This is a genomic window from Streptomyces niger (assembly GCF_000718305.1).
Classification (GTDB): Bacteria; Actinomycetota; Actinomycetes; order Streptomycetales; family Streptomycetaceae; genus Streptomyces; species Streptomyces niger.
The window spans coordinates 24,367-48,201 of sequence record NZ_JOFQ01000011.1 but is presented as its reverse complement, the minus strand read 5'-3'; the positions used below and the strand labels follow the sequence as shown (position 1 = coordinate 48,201).

At 72.1% G+C, this 23,835-nt stretch carries 16 protein-coding genes; 10 read left to right on the top strand and 6 right to left on the bottom strand.

Going from position 1 to position 23,835, the window contains the following annotated elements:
• Positions 1–59 precede the first annotated feature (59 nt).
• Positions 60–1,631, bottom strand: coding sequence for an NADH-quinone oxidoreductase subunit NuoF family protein (locus IF20_RS21265; protein ID WP_234426757.1), 1,572 nt, complete (start codon positions 1,629–1,631; stop codon positions 60–62).
• Entirely contained in the window at positions 1,628–2,791 is a 1,164-nt protein-coding gene (locus IF20_RS21260; protein ID WP_052866862.1) for a hypothetical protein, read from the bottom strand. The genes IF20_RS21265 and IF20_RS21260 overlap by 4 nt, the downstream gene beginning before the upstream one ends.
• 339 nt (positions 2,792–3,130) lie before the next feature.
• Here IF20_RS21260 and IF20_RS21255 point away from each other — a divergent pair, with 339 nt between their 5' ends.
• From IF20_RS21255 to IF20_RS21230, 6 genes are all read left to right on the top strand, one after another.
• Positions 3,131–5,083, top strand: a complete 1,953-nt coding sequence (locus IF20_RS21255) for a S53 family peptidase (RefSeq protein WP_052866861.1) — start codon at positions 3,131–3,133, stop codon at positions 5,081–5,083.
• A 302-nt stretch (positions 5,084–5,385) separates the two neighbouring features.
• Positions 5,386–8,265 carry a leucine--tRNA ligase gene (gene leuS / locus IF20_RS21250; RefSeq protein ID WP_052866860.1) on the top strand — a complete coding sequence of 960 codons (2,880 nt, stop codon included), beginning with the start codon at positions 5,386–5,388 and terminating at the stop codon, positions 8,263–8,265.
• A gap of 157 nt (positions 8,266–8,422) precedes the next feature.
• Positions 8,423–9,169, top strand: coding sequence for a hypothetical protein (locus IF20_RS21245; RefSeq protein ID WP_052866859.1), 747 nt, complete (start codon positions 8,423–8,425; stop codon positions 9,167–9,169).
• Between the two features lie 108 nt (positions 9,170–9,277).
• Positions 9,278–10,123, top strand: coding sequence for a DegV family protein (locus tag IF20_RS21240; RefSeq protein ID WP_052866858.1), 846 nt, complete (start codon positions 9,278–9,280; stop codon positions 10,121–10,123).
• 352 nt (positions 10,124–10,475) lie between these two features.
• On the top strand, positions 10,476–11,252 hold the full coding sequence (locus IF20_RS21235) for a helix-hairpin-helix domain-containing protein (RefSeq protein ID WP_052866857.1): 777 nt from the start codon (positions 10,476–10,478) through the stop codon (positions 11,250–11,252).
• Positions 11,249–14,257 carry a ComEC/Rec2 family competence protein gene (locus IF20_RS21230; protein WP_110944402.1) on the top strand — a complete coding sequence of 1,003 codons (3,009 nt, stop codon included), beginning with the start codon at positions 11,249–11,251 and terminating at the stop codon, positions 14,255–14,257. Before IF20_RS21235 ends, IF20_RS21230 begins: the two co-directional genes overlap by 4 nt.
• Here the strand turns inward: IF20_RS21230 and IF20_RS21225 are convergent.
• Positions 14,187–15,704, bottom strand: a complete 1,518-nt coding sequence (locus IF20_RS21225) for a PstS family phosphate ABC transporter substrate-binding protein (protein ID WP_052866856.1) — start codon at positions 15,702–15,704, stop codon at positions 14,187–14,189. The genes IF20_RS21230 and IF20_RS21225 overlap by 71 nt on opposite strands.
• Before the next feature lie 393 nt (positions 15,705–16,097).
• Between IF20_RS21225 and IF20_RS21220 the strand changes: the two genes are divergently transcribed.
• Together IF20_RS21220 and IF20_RS21215 are read left to right on the top strand one after the other, a co-directional pair.
• The gene (locus IF20_RS21220) at positions 16,098–16,583 is read left to right on the top strand and encodes an RrF2 family transcriptional regulator (protein WP_052866855.1); all 486 of its coding nucleotides are present in this window, start codon (positions 16,098–16,100) and stop codon (positions 16,581–16,583) included.
• Positions 16,583–17,416, top strand: a complete 834-nt coding sequence (locus IF20_RS21215; RefSeq protein ID WP_052866854.1) for an arylamine N-acetyltransferase family protein — start codon at positions 16,583–16,585, stop codon at positions 17,414–17,416. Before IF20_RS21220 ends, IF20_RS21215 begins: the two co-directional genes overlap by 1 nt.
• Before the next feature lie 378 nt (positions 17,417–17,794).
• Here the strand turns inward: IF20_RS21215 and IF20_RS21210 are convergent, their stop codons facing one another.
• Positions 17,795–18,061 carry a hypothetical protein gene (locus IF20_RS21210; RefSeq protein ID WP_052866853.1) on the bottom strand — a complete coding sequence of 89 codons (267 nt, stop codon included), beginning with the start codon at positions 18,059–18,061 and terminating at the stop codon, positions 17,795–17,797.
• Between the two features lie 96 nt (positions 18,062–18,157).
• On the opposite strand from IF20_RS21210, the gene holA reads away from it, so the two are divergent.
• Positions 18,158–19,144 (top strand): DNA polymerase III subunit delta, encoded by a 987-nt coding sequence (gene holA / locus IF20_RS21205; RefSeq protein WP_052866852.1) that lies wholly within the window; start codon positions 18,158–18,160, stop codon positions 19,142–19,144.
• A 284-nt stretch (positions 19,145–19,428) separates the two neighbouring features.
• Here holA and IF20_RS21200 read toward each other — a convergent pair whose 3' ends face one another.
• Positions 19,429–20,406 (bottom strand): hypothetical protein, encoded by a 978-nt coding sequence (locus IF20_RS21200; RefSeq protein WP_234426756.1) that lies wholly within the window; start codon positions 20,404–20,406, stop codon positions 19,429–19,431.
• A gap of 530 nt (positions 20,407–20,936) precedes the next feature.
• The gene (gene rpsT / locus IF20_RS21195; RefSeq protein WP_030249540.1) at positions 20,937–21,203 is read right to left on the bottom strand and encodes a 30S ribosomal protein S20; all 267 of its coding nucleotides are present in this window, start codon (positions 21,201–21,203) and stop codon (positions 20,937–20,939) included.
• Between the two features lie 374 nt (positions 21,204–21,577).
• Between rpsT and lepA the strand changes: the two genes are divergently transcribed.
• Positions 21,578–23,446 carry a translation elongation factor 4 gene (gene lepA, locus IF20_RS21190; protein ID WP_110944401.1) on the top strand — a complete coding sequence of 623 codons (1,869 nt, stop codon included), beginning with the start codon at positions 21,578–21,580 and terminating at the stop codon, positions 23,444–23,446.
• Positions 23,447–23,835: the final 389 nt, after the last annotated feature.

The following is a 23,835-nucleotide window of genomic DNA, read 5'->3' as shown; positions in this document are numbered from 1 at the left end:
CGCGCGACCTGCTCCTCCGCATGTGTCGCGCGTCACCCGTAGTGCATCGCTGTCGGCGGTCACGGTTTCTCCAGGCGGAGCGCCAGGGCGGGGCAGCGGCGTACGGCGCGCTGGGCGCGGGCCCGCAACGCTCCGGGGAGCGCGTCGTCGGAGAGCACGGGGAAGCCGTCCCGGTCGAGGCTCACGGCCTCGGGGAGCAGCCCGGCGCACAGCCCGTGCCCCTCGCACAGCGTCCAGTCCACCGCCAGCCGCTCTCCGGCAGCCTCCGGGGCCCCGGAGCCCTCTCCCGCGCCGTTCGCCCCGCCACCGGCCTCCTCGGGCGGCAGCGGCAGCAGCTCGGTGGTGGGCCGGCCGCAGCCGTCGCCCAGGACGTGCGCGGCGAGGTCGTCGGGGAAGGCGGCGAGCGCCGACAGTACGAACCGCGCCGAGCCGTCGGGGTGTTTGCAGGCCCCCCGCCCTCGTACACCGCGCGCCGCCGCCCGCACCGCCTCCAGGGCCGGCTGCCCGCCTCCGCCCAGCGCTTCCGCGAGCACACCGGCCAGCGACGGCAGGCCCAGCCGGCACGGCCCGCACTGCCCCGCCGACTCCGCCGCCAGCCACTGCGCGATCCGCAGGGTCTCGCCGAGCGGGCACGTCCGACCGGACAGCGGCAGCACCGCGCCGGCGCCCAGCGCGCCGCCGCGGGCCGCCAGCGCCTCGCGGGAGAGCGGCGTCCCGTACGCGGTGGCGGGGTCCAGCCAGGCGCCGTGGTACCCGCCGATGAGCACGCCGGGCGGCCCCGGCTCGGCGCCGCAGGCCTGCAGGACGTACGGCAGCGGCACGCCGCTGGGCGCCTCGACGACCGTGGGCGTGGGGACCGCGCCGGAGACCGTCAGCAGGATCGTGCCCGGCTCGCCGGGCAGGCCGGTGCTGGAGTACCGGTCGGGGCCGAGGCGGGCGGCGACGGCGAGTTGGGCGAAGGTCTCGGCGTTGGACAGCAGCGTCGGGGCCCCGCCGAGGCCGGACTCGGCGGCGCGTGCCCGGCGGCCCGGCGGTACCGGCGGCCCGCCCTCGGCGGCCCTGATCAGCGCGGACGCCTCGCCGGAAACCAGGCGCTCGGGCGAGCGCACCACCTGCGCGCGCAGCGCACGCCCGCGTCGTCTGCGCGCCAGGCCGCGTTCCGCGAGGGCCTCGCGCACGGAGTTCTCGGCCGTGGCCTTGGTCACGCCGACCACCATCAGGCGGGCGCCGAGCGCCGCGGCGGCCAGCAGCGCGCCGTCCAGGACGAGGTGGGGGGCGCGGCACAGCAGCACGGTGTCCTTGCGGCAGGCGGGCTCGCCCTCGCAGCCGTTGACCACGACGACGGGGCGTACTCCGCGGCGGGCCGAGGCCTCGGCGACCGCCGTCAGCTTCCGCGCGAGCGGGAACCCGGCGCCGCCTCGGCCCCGCAGCGCCACGGCATCGGCGACGGCGGCCAGCTGCTCCCCGGTCAGCGCGGGCAGCGAGCCGTGGAGCAGGAGGTGCTGTTTGCGGTCCAGCCGTTCCGCGTCGTCGAACCCGGCGCACAGCCGTGGCAGTCCGAGCACCTGCACACCGGGCACATCGGGCAGCGGTCCGCCGCCCGCATACGGGGCCAGCGTGGCGACGGTCACGAAGTCCGGCCGTTCGGTGCGTACGGATGTGCCGCACTTTCGGGGTGCACTCCGGGGACCACGGGCTGCACGAGGGTGGGCGGTCCGGCCCACTCGGGGGCGTAGGGCGCGGTCCCGAGGCCGGCGTACGGGAGATGCTCCGCGTGCACCTCGCCCGGCGCGAAGTCGCTGTCCGGGAGGGAGCCGTCGTGGGGTGCGTACGGTGCGGAGACGTACGGCAGCCTCTCCGTGGGGGCGTCCGCCAAGGCCCACGAAGAGACCTCTTGCGTCTCGCCTACGGAAGTGTTCGTCGGCGCCGCCTCTTGGGCGGCCGGCTGCGCCTCGAAGGCGGCGGAGTGCGTACCCGTACGTCGCACCGCTCGGTGTCCGGTCCGGAGCCTGCCCGTCCTCCGGGAGCGCGGCGGCCACGAGAAGGGCAGTTCCCGCCGCCACGTGAGGTACGGGAACTCCGTGCACGGGGTGAACAGCAGGCGGGTCGCCAGTGCCCCCATGACCGCGGCGAGGCACAGCACGTATCCCGTCGTGACCCAGCCGGCCGGCGCACGGCCGGACTTGAGTCCGTGCACGAGTGCCAGGCACCACGCGGCGTACGCGCTGGTGTGCAGGGCCCGCCAGCGCCCGGATGTCCGCCCGCGGCCGGCGAACGCGCTGCGCAGCGCGCCGGTCGCGGCGGCCAGCACCATGAGCAGCCCGGCCAGCGTGCCGAACCCGATGAGCGGTGCGGTGCCGGGCGCGACGGGGCCGGGGAGCATCACGGAGGTGAAGGGGAGGAACGCGTCCAGGAAGCGGGCGTGCGCCTCGGCCACCTTGACGGCGATGTGCAGCACCAGGAAGCCGAGCGAGGCGGTGGCGAGTGCCCGGTGGACGCCCTGTGCGAGGAGCCTGGTGTGCGGCGCCAGCACCGTACGGCCGGTCGAGAGCAGGCCCCAGACCACGGCGGAGGTGAGCGAGACGAGCGTGAGTACCCCGGCGGTGAGGTCGAAGAACGCGCGGAAGGCGGGTGCCACGGCGAGGAGCGGGAGTGCCAGCAGGGCGCCGGCCCCGGTGGTGAGCGCGGGGCGCGGCTTCCGGAGGCGCTGGGGGAGGCGGAGTGTGTGGGGGAGGCGGGGACGGCGGGTGCGCGCCGCTCGGCGCGCCGTCCGGCCCGATAAGAGTGGCATGGCCGGAAAGCTAGAGGCGGTCGCACGAGTGGGCGGGAGGGTTGGCGTATCCCGCCCGTACGGCGCGGCCCGCTGCTAACGTCGGTCCCTTCGCGCCCGCACACCCGCTCGGCCGCTCCTTGTCCCCTCGCGAACACCACTGCCTGAGTCGGTCAGTTGGTGATCGTTCCGTGGTGATTTCTTATCCGTCCTTGGGTGCTTCTTGGCCATCTCATGCCCCTGACGTGAACAGTTCATCGAAAGAGTGACGCAGCGCGCGAGTGACGCCACCGCGTACGCCGCGCGCCATCGCGGAGACCGCGTGCACCGCACGCGACGCGTCGCATCGCAGGGGGTTCCATGAGATCAAGACGCTCCGGAGCGCGCCGCAGACGAGCCGGACTGGCCGTGACGGTGACGCTGCCGCTGGCCGCCGGTGCGCTGGCGCTCGGCACGCCCGTCGCCGGCGCCGCCGGGCACGACGGCCGGGACGCACTGCACGGCACGAAGCCGCAGTGGGCCACGCAGCAGGCCGACCGTGGCAGCACCAAGGGGACCGACCGGGTCACCGCCCGGGTGTTCCTGGCCGGACGGGACGCGAAGGGCCTCGCGGCCTATGCCAGGGCCGTCTCGGACCCGTCCTCGGCCTCGTACGGGAAGTACCTGAGCGCCGACCGCGCCCAGACGCGTTTCGGCGCCACCCGCGAGCAGGTGTCCGCCGTCACCCACTGGCTCACGGGCGCCGGCCTGAAGGTCACCGGGAAGGACCGCCGCTCCATATCCGTGACGGGCACCACCGCGGCGGCCGAGCAGGCCTTCGCCACGGACCTCCACAACTACCGCAAGGGCGGGCACACTTACCACGCCCCCTCGCGCACGGCCTCGGCCCCCGAGTCGCTGCACGGCGCGGTCCTCACGGTCACCGGCCTGGACAACGCACCCCACATGGCGCAGCACCACACCCAGCTGCCGCCGCCCGGCCCGATCTTCCGCAATTCCGGCCCGTTCTCCAGCTACTACGGCTCCAGGACGGACAAGAGTCTGCCCTCCGCCTACGGGGCGAAGCAGCCGTACGCGGTGAAGGGCTACACGGGCAAGCAGCTGCGCGCCGCCTACGGGGCGGGCAGGCGCACCGGCAAGGGCGTCACGGTGGCCATCACCGACGCGTACGCGTCGCCGACCATCGCCGCCGACGCGCGCAAGTACGCCGACCGCAACGGCGACGCCGGCTACACGAAAGGCCAGCTCTCCCAGGTGCTGCCCAAGAAGTACTCGCACATCGAGGAGTGCGGCGCGGCCGGCTGGTACGGGGAGGAGACCCTCGACGTGGAGGCGGTGCACGCGGTCGCCCCCGAGTCCGACATCGTGTACGTGGGCGGTGCGTCCTGCATGGACGACGACCTCCTGGACTCCCTGGGCAAGATCGTCGACGGGCGCCTCGCCGACATCGTCTCCAACAGCTGGGGCGACATCGAGGCCAACGAGACCCCGGACGTGGCGGCCGCGTACGACCAGATCTTCCAGATGGGCGCCGTCGAGGGCATCGGCTTCTACTTCTCCTCGGGCGACAACGGCGACGAGGTCGCCAACACCGGCACCAAGCAGGTCGACACCCCCGCGAACTCCGCGTGGGTGACCGCGGTGGGCGGCACGGCGCTGGCCGTCGGGAAGGGCGACAAGTACCTCTGGGAGACCGGCTGGGGCACGCAGAAGGCCAAATTGGCGGCCGACGGTGGCAGCTGGCAGGACTTCCCCGGCACCTTCACCTCCGGGGCCGGTGGCGGCACCAGTAAGACCGTCGCGCAGCCCTTCTACCAGCGCGGCGTCGTACCGAACGAGCTTTCGAAGGCGAACGGCGGCACCCCGATGCGCACCGTTCCCGACATCTCCGCGGTCGCCGACCCGAACACCGGCTTCCTCGTAGGCCAGACCCAGTCGCTCCCGGACGGCTCGCTCGCCTACGACGAGTACCGCATCGGCGGCACCTCATTGGCGGCACCGGTGATCGCGGGCGTGCAGGCGCTGGCCCAGGAGGCGCGGCACGGCGTCGCGATCGGCTTCGCCAACCCCGCCATCTACCAGCGGTACGGCACCTCCGCGTACCACGACGTCACCGATCACCCGCTGGGTGCCGGACGGGACCTCGCGGTGGTCCGGGTGGACTACGTGAACGGCTTCGACGCCGGCGAGGGCACCACCACCTCGCTGCGCAGCCTCGGCAAGGACAGCTCGCTGCACGCCGTCGTCGGCTACGACGACGTCACGGGCGTCGGCACGCCGGGCAGGGGCTACGTGGGCTCCTACCGGCCCTGAGAGCCCGTGTGCCGGGCCGCTGTCCGGTCCGGCATGTGGGACGGGGCCCGCGCGAGGGAATCCTCGGCGCGGGCCCCTGGCGGCCTGCGGTACCCTGACGCCATGCGTGCCGTACGCCTTCTGCTTAGCGGGCCGCGCTGATCAGTACCGACCGGACCGGAGACTGCGAGGTCCGAGTCGGAATCGGCGCGGCGTCCCCTCCTGTGCGAGGGGCCTTTTTGTTTCCGGCGCCGACCGGCAAGAAGGTGCCCGCAAGGGGTGCGTTTCCGCAGGCAGAGACGATCGATGGAGCTTTGAGGACGATGAGCGAGACGACCACGGCCGCCGAGGCGGCGGCCCCGCACCGCTATACGGCCGCGCTGGCCGCGGACATCGAGGCACGCTGGCAGGACTTCTGGGACGAGCACGGCACCTACGAGGCGCCGAACCCCAGCGGTGACCTGGCCGGCGATCCGCAGCTGGTGGCCAAGCCGAAAAAGTTCATCATGGACATGTTCCCGTACCCCTCGGGTGCGGGTCTGCACGTCGGCCACCCCCTGGGCTACATCGCCACCGACGTCTACGCCCGCTTCCAGCGCATGACGGGCCACAACGTCCTGCACACCCTGGGCTTCGACGCCTTCGGCCTGCCCGCCGAGCAGTACGCCGTCCAGACGGGTACCCACCCGCGGGTCTCCACCGAGGCCAACATCGTCAACATGAAGGCGCAGCTGCGCCGCCTGGGCCTGGGCCACGACCAGCGCCGTTCGGTCGAGACGATCGACCCGGCGTACTACAAGTGGACCCAGTGGATCTTCCTGCAGATCTTCAACTCCTGGTACGACGCCGACGCCCGGAAGGCGCGCCCGATCGATGAGCTGGTGGCCCAGTTCGAGTCGGGTGAGCGCGAGACCCCCGACGGCCGCGCGTGGGCCGACCTGAGCGCCCTGGAGCGCGCCAACGTCCTGGGCGAGTACCGCCTGGCGTACGCCTCGGACGCGCCGGTCAACTGGTGCCCCGGCCTGGGTACCGTGCTGGCCAACGAGGAGGTCACCGCCGAGGGCCGCTCCGAGCGCGGGAACTTCCCGGTCTTCAAGGCCAAGCTGCGCCAGTGGAACATGCGCATCACGGCCTACGCGGACCGCCTGCTGGAGGACCTGGACGGGCTGGACTGGCCCGAGGCGATCAAGCTGCAGCAGCGCAACTGGATCGGCCGCTCCGAGGGCGCGCGTGTCGACTTCCCCGTGGGCGACCAGCGCATCACCGTCTTCACCACCCGCCAGGACACCCTGTTCGGCGCGACCTACGTGGTGCTGGCCCCCGAGCACGAGCTGGTCTCCGGGCCGGACTCGATCGTCCCGGACGCCTGGCCCGAGGGCACGCACGACGTGTGGACCGGCGGGTACGCCACCCCGGCCGAGGCCGTCGTCGCGTACCGCAAGCAGGCCGCCGCCAAGTCCGACGTGGAGCGCCAGGCCGAGGCCAAGGACAAGACCGGCGTCTTCACCGGTGCGTACGCGACCAACCCGGTCAGCGGCGAGCGCGTCCCGGTCTTCATCGCCGACTACGTCCTGATGGGCTACGGCACCGGCGCGATCATGGCGGTGCCGGCGCACGACAGCCGTGACTTCGCCTTCGCGCGCGCCTTCGAGCTGCCCATGCGCTGCGTCGTCGAGCCCTCGGACGACCGTGGCACCGACCCGTCGACCTGGGACGACGCGTTCTCCTCGTACGACGCGAAGATCGTCAACTCCTCGGACGACACCATCTCGCTGGACGGCCTGGGCGTCACCGAGGCCAAGGCGAAGATCACCGAGTGGCTGGCCGCGCAGGGCATCGGCGAGGGCACCGTGAACTTCCGGCTGCGCGACTGGCTGTTCAGCCGGCAGCGCTACTGGGGCGAGCCCTTCCCGATCGTGTACGACGAGGACGGCGTCGCACACGCGCTGCCCGAGTCGATGCTGCCGCTGGAGCTGCCCGAGGTCGAGGATTACTCCCCGCGCACCTTCGACCCGGACGACGCCGACACCTCCCCCGAGACGCCGCTGTCCCGGAACGAGGAGTGGGTCAACGTCGACCTGGACCTGGGTGACGGCAAGGGGGTGCGGCGCTACCGCCGCGAGACCAACACCATGCCCAACTGGGCCGGCTCCTGCTGGTACGAGCTGCGCTACCTGGACCCGAACAACGACGAGAAGCTGGTCGACCCGACCGTCGAGCAGTACTGGATGGGCCCGCGCGAGGGACAGCCGCACGGTGGCGTCGACCTGTACGTGGGCGGCGCCGAGCACGCCGTGCTGCACCTGCTGTACGCGCGCTTCTGGTCCAAGGTGCTGTTCGACCTGGGTCACATCTCCTCGGCCGAGCCGTTCCACAAGCTGTACAACCAGGGCATGATCCAGGCCTTCGTCTACCGGGACAAGCGCGGCATCGCCGTCCCGGCCGCCGAGGTCGAGGAGCGCGACGGCGCGTACTACTACCAGGGTGAGAAGGTCAGCCGCGTCCTGGGCAAGATGGGCAAGTCCCTGAAGAACGCCGTCACCCCGGACGAGATCTGCCAGGAGTACGGCGCGGACACGCTGCGGCTGTACGAGATGGCGATGGGTCCCCTGGACGTCTCCCGTCCCTGGGACACCCGCGCCGTCGTCGGCCAGTACCGTCTGCTGCAGCGCCTGTGGCGCAACGTGGTGGACGAGGCCACGGGCGAGGTCACCGTCGCGGACGTCGAGCCGGACGAGGACACCCTGCGCGCCCTGCACAAGGCCATCGACGGCGTCCGCCAGGACATGGCCGGCCTGCGCTTCAACACCGCGATCGCCAAGATCACGGAGCTGAACAACCACCTGACGAAGGCGGGCGGCAGCGTGCCGCGCTCCGTCGCCGAGCGCCTGGTGCTGCTGGTCGCGCCCCTGGCCCCGCACATCGGTGAGGAGCTGTGGCGCAAGCTGGGCCACACCGACTCCGTGGTGCACGAGGACTTCCCGGAGGCCGACTCGGCGTACGTCGTCGACGAGACCGTGACCTGCGTCGTGCAGATCAAGGGCAAGGTCAAGGCCCGCCTGGAGGTCTCGCCGTCCATCTCGGACGCGGACCTGGAGGCGGCGGCGCTGGCCGAGCCGGCGGTCGTGGCCGCACTGGACGGCGCGGGCATCCGCAAGGTCATCGTCCGAGCACCGAAGCTGGTCAACATCGTTCCGGCCTGATCCGGACCCGGTGCGCGCCCGCGCGGTGGGCACGCACCGGGGAAATCCACTAGGGGCAGGTTGGGGGTTCTTGGGGAACCCTTGACCTGCCGGGGCCGTTTACCGTGGGAGAAAGGAAGCCGTCCGCCGGCCGGCCGAGTCCACGTGAGGGAAGCCCATGACCACCGTGCTCGTGATCCTCGCCCTGCTCTTCGTGCTGTTCGTCGCGGCAGGGGTCTTCGTGACGGTCAAGGCCGTCTCGGCGGCCAAGCGCGGTGTGGACCGTACCGTCGCCCAGGCCCGCCGCACCGTCGAGGACACGACGCTGCACGCCCGCCGGTACACCCAGCCCGGCCCCGCCGGACAACTGGCCGAGCTGCGGCACTCCCTGCGCACCTCGATGCGCGCCACCCAGGAGGCGCTGCGTACCGCCTCCTCAGAGGACCAGTCGCTGCAAGAGGCGCTGAACCTCTTCGGGCGGCTCAGCGCGCACGGCCATGAGCTGGACAACGAACTCAAGCGCCTGGAGCGCGAGCCGGACCGTGCGCGCATCGCCGCATGCCTCCCCGAGTTGCGCGACCGCGTGGAGCGCTGCACGCACGCCGCGGATTCGCTGCGCTGGGCGGCCCAGGACCGGGCGCGGAGGTTCGCCGACGACGACCTGCGGGCGCTGACCGGGCAGATCGACATGGAGGCCGGCGCACTGCGGCACTGGACCCCGGCGCCGGGCGCCCGTGAGACCGCGCACGACCCGGGTACGGGTGCCGCCGTACCGGATCCGCTCGCCGCGTGGCCGCCGCCGGAGCAGTCCGATGCGTCGGCGGACCGAGCCGAGGAGAGCCCGCGGGCCATCAACGCCCGCGACCCACGCATACGGGCCCCGTACCCCTGGCAGAAGTCGGCCCGTCCGGAGAACACGGGCTGACGCGGGCGTCGTGAAGATTGGCTGTGGCGCATCGCTCGGGAGTGGGAGAAGATCTTGAAAGAGGGCCCGCACTGTCGGGCTCCGGGATCCCCGGATAACCTCCCCTTCATGTCCCGCCATGTCGCGATCGTCACCGATTCAACGGCCTACCTGCCGCGGGCGGCGCTGGAGCGCCACGGCATCACGGCAGTGCCGCTGACCGTCGTCCTCGGCGACGAAGCCCTGGAAGAGGGAACGGAGATCTCGGCCAGGTCGGTCGCGCAGGCGCTGCAGAAGCGCAAATACGTCACCACCTCCCGCCCCGCTCCCGAAGCGTTCGCCGAGACCTACCGCGAGGTCGCCGCGGCCGGCGCGAGCGGCATCGTCTCCCTCCACCTCTCCTCGGAGTTCTCCGGCACGTACGACGCGGCGGTACTGGCCGCCAAGGAGGCGCCGGTCCCGGTACGCGTCGTGGACACCGGCATGGTCGCCATGGCGCTGGGCTTCTGCGCCCTGGCCGCCGCGGAGGTCGCGCAGTCCGGCGGGGACGTCGACGAGGCGGTCGCCGCGGCGGAGAAGCGCGCCGAGGGCACCTCCGCGTACTTCTACGTCGACACCCTGGAGTATCTGCGCCGCGGTGGCCGCATCGGCGCCGCCCAAGCGCTGCTGGGCTCCGCCCTCGCGGTCAAGCCCCTGCTCCAGCTGACCGACGGACGTATCGAACTGCTGGAGAAGGTCCGCACCGCTTCCAAGGCCATCGCACGCCTGGAGGAGATCGTGGCCGAACGGGCGGGTACGGATCCGGTCGATGTCGCGGTGCACCACCTCGCGGCGACGGAGCGCGCCGACGCGCTGGCCGATCGCCTCCGCGCCCGCGTACCGGGCCTGACCGACCTGCACGTCAGCGAGGTGGGCGCGGTGATCGGCGCCCACACGGGGCCGGGGCTGCTCGGGGTCGTGCTCTCGCCGCGATAGACGGCTCGCCTCACTCGATCGAGGGTCCGGGTTATCCACAACTCCGGGGTTTTCCACGGAATTCGACGGTGATCGTCGAGATTCTCGAAAAGTCTCTAGCGTCGTCGACATGACTTCGCGATCTCACGCCAACGTCCGTGTCCCCGCCCCCGACTCCGCCCCCGGCTTCGGCTCCGACTCCGATCCCGACCCCGCCCCTGACTCCGCCCCCGACCCCGGCTCCGAGCGATCCGAGCGACCGGATCGTCCGCCCAACCGTCCGGCGGGCCGTCCACCGGACCGCCCGCCGGACCCACCACCGTCCTCGCCCCCCTTCCCCTCCTCCTCGGGCCGCCGCCCGCCGTCTTCGACGGTGCGTGCGACGCCGGTGCCGCCCCGCTGGCGGATCGCACTGCAGGAACGCCTGCCGTTATGGGTCCAACTGCGCTGCGGCACGGATCCCAAGGCGCTCGGCGCGCTCGCCGTCGTGCTGCTGATCGCCGTGGCCTACGCCGTCCACCACTTCTGGTCCGCGCGACCCGAGACCGTCCGGGCGCCGGCCGCCCACCACGCCTCCGCGCCGGCCCCGAGCGGTGTCCTCAACGCGACCGGCGTGCCGGCCGCTGCCCCGGCCCGCCGCATCGTCGTGGACATCGCCGGCAAGGTGCGCCACCCCGGCATCCACCGCCTCCCGCAGGGCGCCCGGGTCGCCGACGCGCTGCGTGCCGCGGGCGGAGTGCTCCCCGGGACGAGCACCCGCACGCTGAACCGTGCCCGCCTCTTGGTGGACGGCGAGCAGATCGTCGTCGGGGCGCGGCCCGTCGCCCCGACGGGGCCGGACGGGCAGGCCGCCACCGGAGCTGCCGGCGCTCCGGGTGCGACCGGTACCGCGGGTGCTTCGGGCGCACAGGGTGATTCGGCCTCGGGCGCGGTCACCGGTGCGGGTGCAGCCCCTGCCGGGCCGGTCAGCCTGAACTCCGCGACCCCCGAGCAGCTCGACACCCTCCCCGGCGTCGGTCCCGTACTGGCCCAGCACATCATCGAATTCCGCACCCAGCACGGTGGTTTCGCCTCCGTCGACCAACTGCAGGAGGTCAACGGCATCGGTGATCGCCGCTTCGCCGACCTGCGTCCCTTGGTCCAGCCATGACCACTCCACGCGCCTCGGCATCCACATACGGCCCGGTGGAGCCACATACGGGAACGTCGGCCGCGCAGCACCCAGGAGCACCGGCCGAGCCACGCCTCGGAGACCCGGCCGAGCCGGATCCGGCAGCCCCGGACATCGGCCCGGAGGTGCGACAGCCGGCGGCGACATCGAGCGAAGGCCCCGCCGACCTGCGGCTGGTGGCGCCCGCGCTCGCCGCCTGGGGAGCCGCGGCGCTGGCCCTGGACGCCCCCGCCCTTCCGCTCGTCCTGGTGACCGCCGGCGCCTTGACTCTGGCGGGGCTGGTCCTCTCGCGGGCCCTACGCCGTCGCACGGGAACGCTGGTCGCGGTGGCCGCCGTACTGCTCTGCGCGGTGGCCGGTGCGGTCTCGGCGGCACTCCAGGGCGCCGATCTGAGGCGCGGCCCGGTGCCCCGGCTGGCTGATCAGTACGCCCGAGCCACCGTCGAGCTGGAGGTGACCGAGGACCCGCACCTGGCCCGGCAGCGGGTACGCGGTGCTCAACGGATGCCGACGGTCGTCGTGTTCGCCGCCGAGGTACGACGCGTCACCGCACCGGGCGGTGCGGCGACCCTCACCCGTACCCCTGTCCTGGTCATCGTCCCGCAGCGGGACCGGCAGGACGAGCGGGGGCCACGGGGTGCGGAGGGCGCGGACAGCGAACAAGGCGGACCGGCCGGGCAAAGCCGAGGGGGCGGCCGGGGTACGGCTGCCGCCGACTCCTGGCGAGCCCTGCTGCCTTCGACACGCGTTCGAGTCGAGGCCCGGTTCGCGCCGCCGCTGCCGCCCACCGACCGCGCGGCCGCGGTGCTGCGCGTGGCGGCTGACGCGCCACCACCGCAACGCATCGGCGGCCCCACGCCCCTGCAGCGGCTCGCGGGCTCTCTCCGGGCAGGCCTGCGCGACGCCTCCGAGGACCTGCGCCCCGATGCCCGCGCGCTGCTCCCGGGGCTCGTCGTGGGCGACACCTCCCGTGTGACGCCGGAGCTGGACGACGCCTTCAGAGCCACCGACCTGACGCATCTGCTCGCCGTGTCCGGCAGCAACCTCACCATCGTGCTCGCCCTGCTCATCGGCCCGCCGCATCTTGCCGTACGCGCCGAACGACGTGGCATCGCGCCCCGGCTGGGCCTCTCGCTGCGGACCACGGCGGTGATCGGCGGCGCGGTTGCGCTCGCCTTCGTGGTCGTGTGCCGGCCGGACCCCAGCGTGCTGCGCGCCGCCGCCTGCGGCCTGATCACCCTGCTCGCCATCGGCTCCGGACGCCGCCGGACACTGCTCCCCGCGCTCGCCGCCGCCGTCCTGCTGCTCGTCCTCTACGACCCGTGGCTGGCGCGGAGTTACGGCTTCCTGCTGTCCGTACTGGCCACCGGCGCGCTGCTCACCCTCGCGCCCCGCTGGAGCACCGCCCTTCAACGCCGGCGCGTACCGCCCCGCCTCGCCGAGGTGATCGCCGCGGCCGCCGCGGCGCAGGCCGTGTGCGCACCGGTCGTCGTGGTGCTCGCCGCCCGTGTGGGGCTGGTGGCCGTGCCCTGCAACCTGCTCGCCGAGGTGGCCGTGGCGCCGGCGACCGTGCTCGGCTTCGCGGCACTGGCCGCTGCGCCGCTCCTGCCACCGCTCGCCACCGCGCTCGCCTGGTGCGCGGGGTGGCCCACCGGATGGATCGCGGTGGTCGCCCGCACGGGAGCCGAGCTGCCCGGCGCCGAGTTCGGTTGGCCGGGCGGCTGGTCCGGGGGCCTTCTGCTCGCGGTGGCCATCACCGTCCTGGTGCCGATCGCCCGGATTGTGCTGCGGCGTCGTGAGCTGTGTGTCGTCTGCGCCCTGTTGCTGGTCGTCCTCGTCGTCCGGCCCGTACCGCTGAGCCGCCTGGTCACCGGCTGGCCGCCGCCGGGGTGGCGACTGGCCGTGTGCGACGTCGGCCAGGGCGACGGCCTGGTGCTCGCCGCCGGCCCCGGCAGCGCACTGGTCGTGGACACCGGCCCCGACCCCCGCGCCATGGACCGCTGCCTCCAGGAACTGGACGTACGCCGGATCCCGCTGCTCGTCCTCACCCACTTCCACGCCGACCACGTCGACGGCCTCCCCGGAGCGCTTCGGGGCCGCAACGTCGGCGCAGTGGAGACCACCACCCGGGATGACCCGCCGGACCAGGCGGCGTTCGTACGGAAGACGGCAGCCGCCCATGGCGTACCGGTGGTCCGGGCCGTGCCGGGGGAGCGGCGTCGGACGGGCCCGGTGACCTGGGAGGTCCTCTGGCCCCCTGCCCCGACGACCGGGACGGCCCCGACGACCGGGACGACTATGGCGGCCCCGATGGCGTCGACGGCCCCGTCGGCTCCGTTCTCGGCCCTGGGCGCCCCCTCGACTTCGGGAGCACCCCCGCCCCCAGCCGGGTCCTCGCTCCCGCCCCCGTCCCCGCCCGCCGGCCAGACCGCGGACAAGACCGCCGGCGAGGCCGCCGTGCCGGCCACCGGGTTCATGCCCGAAGGGCCCAACAACGCCAGCGTCGCGCTCCTCGTGCGGACCGCCGGCCTGACCGTTCTCCTGCTCGGCGACCTCGAACCACCGGCTCAACAGGAACTGTTCGCCGCGCACCCGAACCTTCGGGGCATCGATGTGCTCAAGGTCGCGCACCACGGCTCCGCCTACCAGGACCCCGCGTTCATGGGGGCGTTGGCACCCCGGCTCGCGCTCATCAGCTGCGGTGCCGGCAACCCGTACGGGCACCCGGCCCCCAGTACGCTCGCCGCGCTGCGCATGCAGGGCGCCAGGGTGTTGCGTACGGACACCGACGGCGCGATCGCTGTGACGGGCAGCGGGACCACCGGCCTTGCGGGCGTGACCAGCAACGGCCGACGCCGGTATCCGGTACACCGGCGTACGGTGCCGCCACGCGGGAGGCGTGGCCGGACGGGCGTCAGGGACGGCATACGGAGACCGACAGGCTCCGGCCGTCGGCGCAGGGCACGTGTTTGTACATCCGCATGACGTTCTTCGCGGTGTCGGAGTTCAGGTAGGTCAGGAACTTCGCGGCGAGCGAGCCGTCCGCCGGATGCCCGTAGGTGTAGAGGAACTCCACGGTCCAGAAGGGGTATTCATGCTGCTGTCCCCACTCGATGTCGGGCTCCTGCCCGTTCAGCCGGATGGCGACGATGTGCGGCCGCTTGGCTGCCGCGTAGGTCTCGGCGTAGCCGATCGCGCCCGCCACCCGGCCCACCGTGTCGAGCAGCCCGGTCGTGCTGTTCACCTCGCAGCGCGTCACGCGCGCCCGCCTGTCCCGGTCCTTGTCGGTGCAGTCGTACGACGACACCACGCCCGTCTCCGAATGGTGCAGCACGGTCGTCTCGAAGGCCCGCCGGGTTCCGGAGTCCGCGTTGCGGCCGACGACATGGATGGCGAGGTCGTTGCCGCCGACGTCCTTCCAGTTGGTGTAGGTGCCGTCGTAGATCTTCCGTACCTGGTCGAGGGTGAGGTCGTCGATGCCGGTGCGCTCGTTGACGACCATGCTCAGCAGGATGACGCCGACCCGTTCGCCCTGCAGGCGGCTGTAGACCGAGGGGGCGGGCACGTCGGACATGGTGAGGAAGGAGGGGCTGCCGGAGCGTGCGGTGCGCCCGGCCTGGTTCAGGTTGGCCAGGCCGGAGAGGCTGCCGCTCCTGGCGACTTCGATCTTGGCGCCGGGGCAGCGTGCCTGGTACTGCCGGGCGATCTCCTGCATCGGGGGAGCGAACGCGGTGGAGCCGTCGACGGTCAGCCGCCCGGTGGCGCACTCGGCGCGGGCGGGCACGGCAGGGGTGCTGAGCAGCAATCCGCCGAGGAGGCCGACCAGGACGATGAAGAGGCCGCCGAGAGCGAGGCTGGGCTTGCGGGGGCCCCAGCGTTGGGTGTTCCGGCGGATCCGGCCGCCGCTGAGGAAGCCACCGACGACGACGTCGCCGCCGGGTCGCGTCCGGCCGCGCGTATCAGGGCCCTCGCCCGTGCCGGAGAGCAGTACGAGCAGCTTGAAGTGGTTACGGGTGTTGAGGGGGACCTTCGGTATGTGCAGGCGGTTGCCGCTGTACCGCAGGCCGGCGCCGGGCCGGGTGAGCATGCCGATCAGGTCGGCCGGGTTGGCGTCCGGTACCTCCACGCCGATGACCGTGCGGCCGGTGAACTCGACGGTCAGGGGTTCCTGGTAGTCCTGCCGGACGATGTCCTTGCTGCCGTCGTTCTCGATCCGCAGCAGGGCCAGCGTGGCGTCGGTGATCTCCTGTTCCTGTCTCAGGAGTCTCAGCTGTACCAGGCTGTGGGCGTCCTGGGGGTTCATGCCGATCGGGGTGTCCATCTGGACGCGGTAGCCGATGCGCTTGCGTCCGGGCAGGAAGCGCTCGACGGCCCACACCACGGCGGTCGCCACGAGTCCGGCCAGGGCCAGGATGGTCTCGGTGTCCGGCATGGGCATGGCAACCTCGCACGGGAGAAGGACTGCGTCCGGAGTGACGTCTGGAGTGATACGTGGCGTGACGTCTGGAGGGATGTGTCGCATGACGTCTGGGGTGACGTGTGGCGTGATGTCTGGGGTGATGCTCGCAATGTAGAGAGGCGCCGCAGCGACAGCACACGCTTCGGCAAGCCTTCACCAGAGGTTCAACCGTCGGCTGTCGGGGACGGCGGAGCCTGGAGCGGCGGTAGGGCCAAGGTCATGGCCGGGGCCGGAGCCGGGGCCATGCCGGGGGGGCGACCAGGGCCGGGGCCCGGATACTCGGTCCGGGACGGGGTCCGGACCGGCGACCAGGGCGGGGCTCGGACCGGCGATCGGGGTGGAACCCGGATCTGTAGACTCCAGAATATGAGGATGAGTGAGGGCGTCGAGTGGGGTCTGCACTGCTGCGTGACGCTGGCCTGGCTCGGCGACGACCGGCCCGTGTCCACCGCGAGGCTGGCCGCCTTCTTCGACCTGCCGACCGCGTATTTGAACAAGCGCCTACAGGCGCTCGTTCGGGCCGGGATCCTCGCCTCGACGCCGGGAGCGCGGGGCGGCTTTCGGCTCGCCCGGCCGCCGGAGACGATCACGCTCATGGACGTGGTGGTCGCGGTCGAGGGGCCGGACGAGGCCTTCCGGTGCATGGAGATTCGACGGCAGGGGGCCGGGGCCGAACTGCCGGAGCGCGACTTCCGGCAGCCGTGCGGTATCGCCACGGCGATGCGTCGGGCGGAGCTGGCCTGGCGCCGTGAGCTGGCGGGACAGACCCTCGCCGACATCCTCGCCGCGGCTCCGGCCGCATCGGCGGACCGTACGCGCCGCTGGTTCGCGCTGGAAAGGACGGGCAGCTGATGGAGGCGCAGGCGGGGACGGGAACGGGGGCGGGGACAGCGCCGGAATCGGGACCGGACGTCGACGGTTATTTGCGGCGGATCGGGGGTGAACGGCCTGCCGTGCCCGACGTCGAGGCGTTGCGGCGGCTGCATCGGCAGCATCTGCGCACCGTGCCGTTCGAGAACCTCTCGATCCATCTCGGTGAGGAGATCGTCCTCACCGAGCAGGCGCTGCTGGACAAGATCGTCCGGAAGCGTCGCGGTGGCTTCTGCTACGAACTCAACGGTGCGTTCGCGATGCTGCTGACCGCGCTGGGGTACGACGCCGAACTGCTGTCCGGGCGGGTTCACGGCCCGGACGGGCGGCTGGGCATCCCGTACGACCACGCGGCCGTACGTGTCCGCACGGCTGACGGGCCGCTGCTGGCCGACGTCGGGTTCGGGCGGCACAGCACGTACCCGCTGCGGCTGGACACGGCCGAGGAACAGGTCGACCCGGGCGGGATCTTCCGCTTCGTGGCGACGGACGAGGGCGACCTCGACGTACTACGGGACGGAGCGCCGCAGTACCGGCTCGAACTGCGACCGCGGGTGCTCGCCGACTTCGAGGCGGGCTGCTGGTGGCAGACGACCTCGCCGAAGGCGCACTTCACGCAGTCGCTGGTCTGCTCGCGGCTGACCGACGACGGTGGGCGGATCACGCTCTCGGACCGTACGTTCGTGAGCACCGCGTCCGATGGCAGCCGGACGGAGCGTGAGATACCCGAGAGTGAGCTGCTCGCCGCCTACCGCACCCACTTCGGCATCAGGCTGGACCGGGCCCCGGTGGCTCCGACATCTCGCGAGGCGTAGCCCTGGGAGGTGTCGGAGCCGCGGTAGGCACAGTCACGCGAGGCACAGTCCCGCCCGCGAGGCCACAGTCCCGCGAGGCATGGGCCTGGGCTGCCTGTCGCCCGCCAGCCATGATCCGACGGCTGTGATCCGCCAGCCATGATCCGCCAGCCGCGATCCGCCAGCTGTGATCCGGCGGCCATGATCCGCCAGCCGTGGTCCGCCAGCCGTGATCCGCCAGCCGTGATCCGGCGGTCGTGATCCGGCGGCCGTGGTCCAGCCATGATCTGACGGAGGTGAGTCGGCGGGCGGGGCAGGTTGCGGCGGGTCGGGTGGTCTGTGCTGCGGGCCGGTGTCGCTCAGGGGCGTGCTCGTGGGCGGGGCTTCGGGCGGGGCCGTTCAGGGGGTGTTCGGCTCGGAGCGTTCCGGTTCCAGCCAGCCTTCGTACTCGGTGGCCAGCTTGTCCAGGGCGGCCGGGTCGCACGTGGACTCGGGGTCCTCCAGGACGACCAGCCACTGGGCGTCCTCGGCGTCGTCCTCGCCGGCCAGGGCGTCCCGGACGAGCTGCGGCTCGTGGGGCACGCCGTACTCCTCGGTCAGTACCTCGGCCACTTCCTCGGCGGCGTCCCGGTCGGGCAGTACCAGTACATGTCGCACATCGCTCACCCCGCCATTCTCCGACAGCGGAGATCGTCCGGCCGGGGTGGTGGTGGCGGCGGTCGTGGGCCGGAGTGTCGGTGGCGCGTGGGATGCTGGTTGGCGATGGCCAGGAAGACAGCAAACGACGATCCCCTCGCCCCCGTCACGATCGCCGTGGGGCAGGAAGAGCTGCTGCTCGATCGTGCGGTGCAGCAGGTGGTGGCGGCAGCTCGGGCCGCGGACGCGGACACCGACGTGCGCGACCTCACCCCCGACCAGCTGCAGCCCGGCACGCTGGCCGAGCTGACCAGCCCGTCGCTCTTCGCCGAGCGCAAGGTCGTGGTCGTGCGCCAGGCGCAGGATCTCTCCGCCGACACGATCAAGGACGTCAAGGCGTACCTCGGGTCGCCGGCCGAGGAGATCACGCTGGTGCTGCTGCACGCGGGCGGCGCCAAGGGCAAGGGGCTGCTGGACGCGGCGCGGAAGGTCGGGGCGCGCGAGGTCGCCTGCCCGAAGATGACCAAGCCCGCCGATCGGCTGTCGTTCGTGCGGGGGGAGTTCCGTACGGTGGGGCGCTCGGCGACGCCGGAGGCGTGCCAGGCGCTGGTCGATGCCATCGGTAGTGACCTGCGGGAGCTGGCGTCGGCGTGTGCGCAGCTCGCGGCGGATGTCGAGGGCACGATCGACGATGCGGTGGTCGCGCGGTACTACACCGGCCGGGCCGAGGCCTCCAGCTTCACGGTGGCCGACCGGGCGGTGGAAGGGCGCGCGGCCGAGGCCCTGGAGGCATTGCGCTGGGCGGTCTCGACCGGCGTCGCGCCCGTAATGATCACCAGTGCGCTGGCGCAGGGTGTCCGCGCTATTGGCAAGCTCGCCTCGGCGCCGCGCGGCGCCCGGCCCGGGGATCTCGCGCGGGAGCTGGGTATGCCGCCGTGGAAGATCGACCGGGTGCGGCAGCAGATGCGCGGCTGGTCGGCGGACGGCGTGGCGGTCGCGCTGCGTGCGGTCGCCGAGGCCGACGCGGGCGTGAAGGGCGGCGGCGACGACCCGGAGTACGCGCTGGAGAAGGCCGTCGTCACGATCGCCCGCGCGGCCCGCTCCCGGCGCTGAGCACGGCCCTGGCGGGCCGGAGACGCCGACGACGGGGGCGCGGGGCGGGGGCCGCGCCGAGCTGGCGCCGGCCAGGCCGGCAGCGGCCAGACCGGCAGCGGCCAGGCCGGCAGCGACCAGGCCGGTAGCGGCCAGGCCGGCAGCGACCAGGCCGGTAGCGACCAGGCCGGCAGCGGCACTGCGGCGGTCATGCCTCCCGGCATGCCGGTGGCCATCCCGGTCGGCCTCGGGGCCTGGGTTCCGGGGTCCCGGGGTCCCGGGCCCCGGAACCCGGAACCCAGGGTTCAGCTCTTCAGCTTCTTGAGGGTTTCTGTGGCACTGGTGCGGAGCATGTCGGCGACCTCTTCGGAGCTGGGGCGGTCGGCGCTGTTGCCGCTGGAGTAGCTGGACCAGGCCGTCTCGTACGTCAGCCAGCCGTCCCGGACGCCGAGCACGACGTACGTGCTCTTGCTGTCGGTGGATTCCTGGCGGCTCACCAGGTACGCCTCGTCGCCGATGCCCTGGACGGGCGTGACCTTGTAGTCGGTCGACGACTCCTGCTCCTCGTACGACCGGTACTGCGCCGCGAACTCGGGGCCCGGGTCGGTCTTCTTGTGCAGGAACGCCTTCGTATAGACGAGATTCGTGGAGTAGTCGTCGCTGCCCGCGTCCTCCGGCACCAGGTCGGCGTTGCACCACATGGAGTCCAGGGCGGGGTCCTGATGGCCGCTGGCCGTCGGGTTCTCGCCCGCGCTGGCCGACGTGCTGCTGTCCTCCATCTTGTAGCGCGCGTCCTCGAACGGCGCCCAGGAGGTCGACCCGCAGAGGTCGGCCTTGTAGGCGTAACCGCGCAGGTCGGGGCTGGGTTCACCGCTGAAGCCACCGGTCGAGAAGACCACGCCGACCCAGACGGCCGAGGCGACGACGGCTCCGCCGATGGCCCAGAGCCAGGCGGGCAGGCCCTTGCCGCCGCCGGAGGCACCGGCCGGGGCGCCGCCGTAGCTCCCGGGCGCGCCGACGGGGGCGCCACCGGACATGGTCGGGGCGCCGTGCGGTGCGGGATAGTCGTAGCCGGCCGGCGGCTGGGCGTACGGGTTCGGCTGCGGCGGCTGACCGTAAGGATTCGCTGCCTGCGGTGCCTGCGGTGCCTGCGGTGCCTGCGGGCCTTGGTGCTGTTGCGGTACCTGGGAGGGCGGCGGTGGTGGGCCCTGAGGCGCCGGTCCCTGGGGAGGCTGTGGCGGCTGCTGGGCGTACGGGTTGGGCTGTTCCCCCGAGTTGGACATGAGCGGCAGGGTATCCGACAGAAATCGGCCACCGCTGCCCTGCCCATGGCCTGGAACGAGGCCGAAGGGCCTGGCCGGAGGGCGGGCGGCAAGTGGGGGCGGTATGAGGTAGCCGGGCTGGACCGAACGCACACCGCCCTTCCCGAGGCCCGTTCCCCGTCCCCTGAACCTCGCACCTCGCACCCCGGACCTCGCACCCTCGTCCCCCCGAACCCCGCCCTCAACGGCAGAAATCCCGCCCTCAACGCCAAAACCCCCGCCCTCAACGCCGAAGACCCCGCCCTCAACGCCGAAGACCCCGCTCGGCCCTGGGGAAGGGCTGGGCGGGGTCTTCGGGATGTTTCCGGTGCGCCGCACCCGCGTGGCGAACGCAGGCCGCGTGCGGCGCGGGGTGCCGGGGAGGAGCGGAGAGAGGGGCCGCTGGGCCCTCACCGGCGGTGAAGCTGGGTGGCTGCCGTGCAGGTCAGGACGGGCCAGGACCTGGAACGGCGGCCGCGAGACCGTGGCGGCCTCGCTGAAGCACTGGAAGGTCAGCCCTTGAGGGACGCGACCTTCTTCGCGAGCGCCGACTTCTTGTTGGCGGCGGCGTTCTTGTGGATGACGCCCTTGCTGACGGCCTTGTCGAGCTTCTTGGCGGCCTCGGCCTGGGCGGTGGTGGCCTTCTGCAGGTCACCGGCCTCCACGGCCTCGCGGGTGCGACGGATCGCGGTCTTCAGAGTCGACTTGACAGCCTTGTTGCGCTGACGAGCCTTCTCGTTGGTCTTGATCCGCTTCATCTGGGACTTGATGTTCGCCACGAAAGAGCCTTTTCAGGTTCGTTGGATTCCGGGTGGGCGAGCCGCAGCTCGTCCGGGACCGGGCTTTCTGCGTGTCGCGTACATGAGAGGGCACGAAACACGGTGGACCAGGCTACCAGCAGGGGGAACGGCCGCCCAAACCGGACCGGAGTCCGTCCGAACCGGACCGGAGAGTCCGCCCGAACCGGACCGCAGTCCGGCCCGAACCGGACCCGCCTCGCGCGGGAGGGGCCCGGAGGGCCCGGCTGTCGTCCCCGCCCTCCGGCCCGCCCGAAACAGTTTGAGGCCGCAGCTCATGGGACGATAGGGAGGACGAAATACCCGAGTCCCGCCTACCGCGTTTTCTGACCCGCGTTCTCTGAATGGACCTCTGCGTGCCCGCGACCCCTACGAACGTGCCGGAGCCGAGCCGTACCGACCCGGCTCTCATCCGTAACTTTTGCATCATCGCGCACATCGACCACGGCAAGTCGACGCTTGCCGACCGGATGCTCCAGCTGACGGGAGTCGTGGAGCAGAGGCAGATGCGCGCGCAGTACCTCGACCGCATGGACATCGAGCGTGAGCGGGGCATCACGATCAAGTCCCAGGCGGTCCGGCTGCCCTGGGCCCGTACGGATGAGGAGAATGGGCAGACTCATATCCTCAACATGATCGACACCCCGGGGCACGTCGACTTCACGTACGAAGTCTCGCGGTCGCTCGCCGCGTGCGAGGGGTGCATCCTGCTCGTCGACGCCGCCCAGGGCATCGAGGCGCAGACCCTCGCCAACCTGTACCTGGCGATGGAGCACGATCTGCAGATCATCCCCGTGCTCAACAAGATCGACCTGCCGGCGGCGCAGCCCGAGAAGTTCGCGGCGGAGCTGGCGAACCTCGTCGGCTGCGAGCCCGAGGACGTGCTGAAGGTCTCGGCGAAGACCGGCGTGGGCGTGGACGAGCTGCTGGACAAGGTCGTGCGGGACGTGCCCGCGCCGGTGGGCGTGAAGGACGCGCCGGCCCGCGCGATGATCTTCGACTCGGTGTACGACGCGTACCGCGGCGTCGTCACGTACGTGAAGGTCGTCGACGGCACGCTCAACAAGCGCGAGCGCATCCGGATGATGTCCACCGGCGCCGCGCACGAGCTGCTGGAGATCGGCACGAACTCGCCGGAGATGAAGGCCGCGGACGGCCTGTCGGTCGGCGAGGTCGGTTACCTGATCACGGGTGTGAAGGACGTCCGGCAGTCCAAGGTGGGTGACACGATCACCCAGCTCAACAAGGGGGCGACGGAGGCGCTCGGGGGCTACAAGGATCCGAAGCCGATGGTGTTCTCCGGGCTGTACCCGCTGGACGGATCGGACTACCCGGAGCTGCGCGAGGCGCTGGACAAGCTGCAGCTGAACGACGCGGCGCTGGTGTACGAGCCGGAGACCTCGGCCGCGCTGGGCTTCGGCTTCCGCGTCGGCTTCCTCGGCCTGCTGCACCTGGAGGTCATCCGGGAGCGGCTGGAGCGCGAGTTCGGGCTGGAGCTCATCGCGACCGCGCCGAACGTGATCTACGGCGTGACCATGGAGGACGGCACCGAGCACGAGGTGACCAACCCCAGCGAGTTCCCCACCGGAAAGATCGCGGAGGTGCAGGAGCCGGTCGTCCGGGCCACGATCCTGACGCCGAGCGAGTTCATCGGCGCCGTCATGGAGCTCTGCCAGAACCGCCGCGGCAACCTCCTCGGCATGGACTACCTGTCCGAGGACCGGGTCGAGATCCGGTACACCCTGCCGCTCGCCGAGGTCGTCTTCGACTTCTTCGACCAGCTCAAGTCCAAGACCCGCGGTTACGCGTCGCTGGACTACGAGCCCACCGGCGAGCAGGTCGCCGACCTGGTCAAGGTCGACATCCTGCTGCACGGCGACCAGGTCGACGCGTTCTCCGCGATCTGCCACAAGGACAAGGCGTACGCGTACGGCGTCCGCCTGGTCTCCAAGCTGCGCGAGCTGATCCCGCGGCAGGCCTTCGAGGTGCCGGTGCAGGCCGCCATCGGCAGCCGGGTGATCGCCCGCGAGACCATCCGCGCCATCCGCAAGGACGTCCTCGCCAAGTGCTACGGCGGCGACATCTCCCGTAAGCGGAAGCTGCTGGAGAAGCAGAAGGAAGGCAAGAAGCGGATGAAGATGGTGGGAAGTGTGGAGGTTCCGCAAGAGGCCTTCATCGCGGTCCTGTCCTCGGACTCCGACGGTGACTCCAAGGGCAAGAAGTAACGCCGCAGAGTGATCGCCGCGCGTCGGCGGGGCACCGCTGAGCGGTGCAGGGCGTCCGTTCCCGGTCGGGGCGGGCGCCCTGCGCTTTTCGGCCCCGCCGCCGGTCATCGGGTGCGCGCCGGCCTGCTGGAGAGTTCCTTCGGTCCGATTCGGGCGAAGTGTCGAGAAGGGTGACGCCGGTCACCTACCGTGAGTGCGTGAGCGCTCACCCTCGGGTGGCCGCGGGTCGGTTCGGGCGTCGGCGCGCGGGGGAAGACGGCTCTGAGGGCCGTCGTGCGGGGGCGCCACGCAGGCCGGCGCACACCGATCGGTCACAAGGTGAACGAGTGTGAGGCAGGCCCTTACATGGGGGCGCCACGCGCTCTAGTCTGATCCTGCTCGAAGGTTAC

Excerpts from the sequence above, each read along its gene's own strand:
- leuS (WP_052866860.1), top strand. The coding sequence starts at position 5,386 with ATGAGCGAGACGACCACGGCCGCCGAGGCGGCGGCCCCGCACCGCTAT.
- IF20_RS21240 (WP_052866858.1), top strand. The coding sequence starts at position 9,278 with ATGTCCCGCCATGTCGCGATCGTCACCGATTCAACGGCCTACCTGCCG.
- IF20_RS21255 (WP_052866861.1), top strand. The coding sequence starts at position 3,131 with ATGAGATCAAGACGCTCCGGAGCGCGCCGCAGACGAGCCGGACTGGCC.
- IF20_RS21200 (WP_234426756.1), bottom strand. The coding sequence starts at position 20,406 with ATGTCCAACTCGGGGGAACAGCCCAACCCGTACGCCCAGCAGCCGCCA.
- IF20_RS21215 (WP_052866854.1), top strand. The coding sequence starts at position 16,583 with ATGGAGGCGCAGGCGGGGACGGGAACGGGGGCGGGGACAGCGCCGGAA.
- IF20_RS21220 (WP_052866855.1), top strand. The coding sequence starts at position 16,098 with ATGAGGATGAGTGAGGGCGTCGAGTGGGGTCTGCACTGCTGCGTGACG.
- IF20_RS21245 (WP_052866859.1), top strand. The coding sequence starts at position 8,423 with ATGACCACCGTGCTCGTGATCCTCGCCCTGCTCTTCGTGCTGTTCGTC.
- IF20_RS21260 (WP_052866862.1), bottom strand. The coding sequence starts at position 2,791 with ATGCCACTCTTATCGGGCCGGACGGCGCGCCGAGCGGCGCGCACCCGC.
- IF20_RS21225 (WP_052866856.1), bottom strand. The coding sequence starts at position 15,704 with ATGCCGGACACCGAGACCATCCTGGCCCTGGCCGGACTCGTGGCGACC.
- IF20_RS21230 (WP_110944402.1), top strand. The coding sequence starts at position 11,249 with ATGACCACTCCACGCGCCTCGGCATCCACATACGGCCCGGTGGAGCCA.
- holA (WP_052866852.1), top strand. The coding sequence starts at position 18,158 with ATGGCCAGGAAGACAGCAAACGACGATCCCCTCGCCCCCGTCACGATC.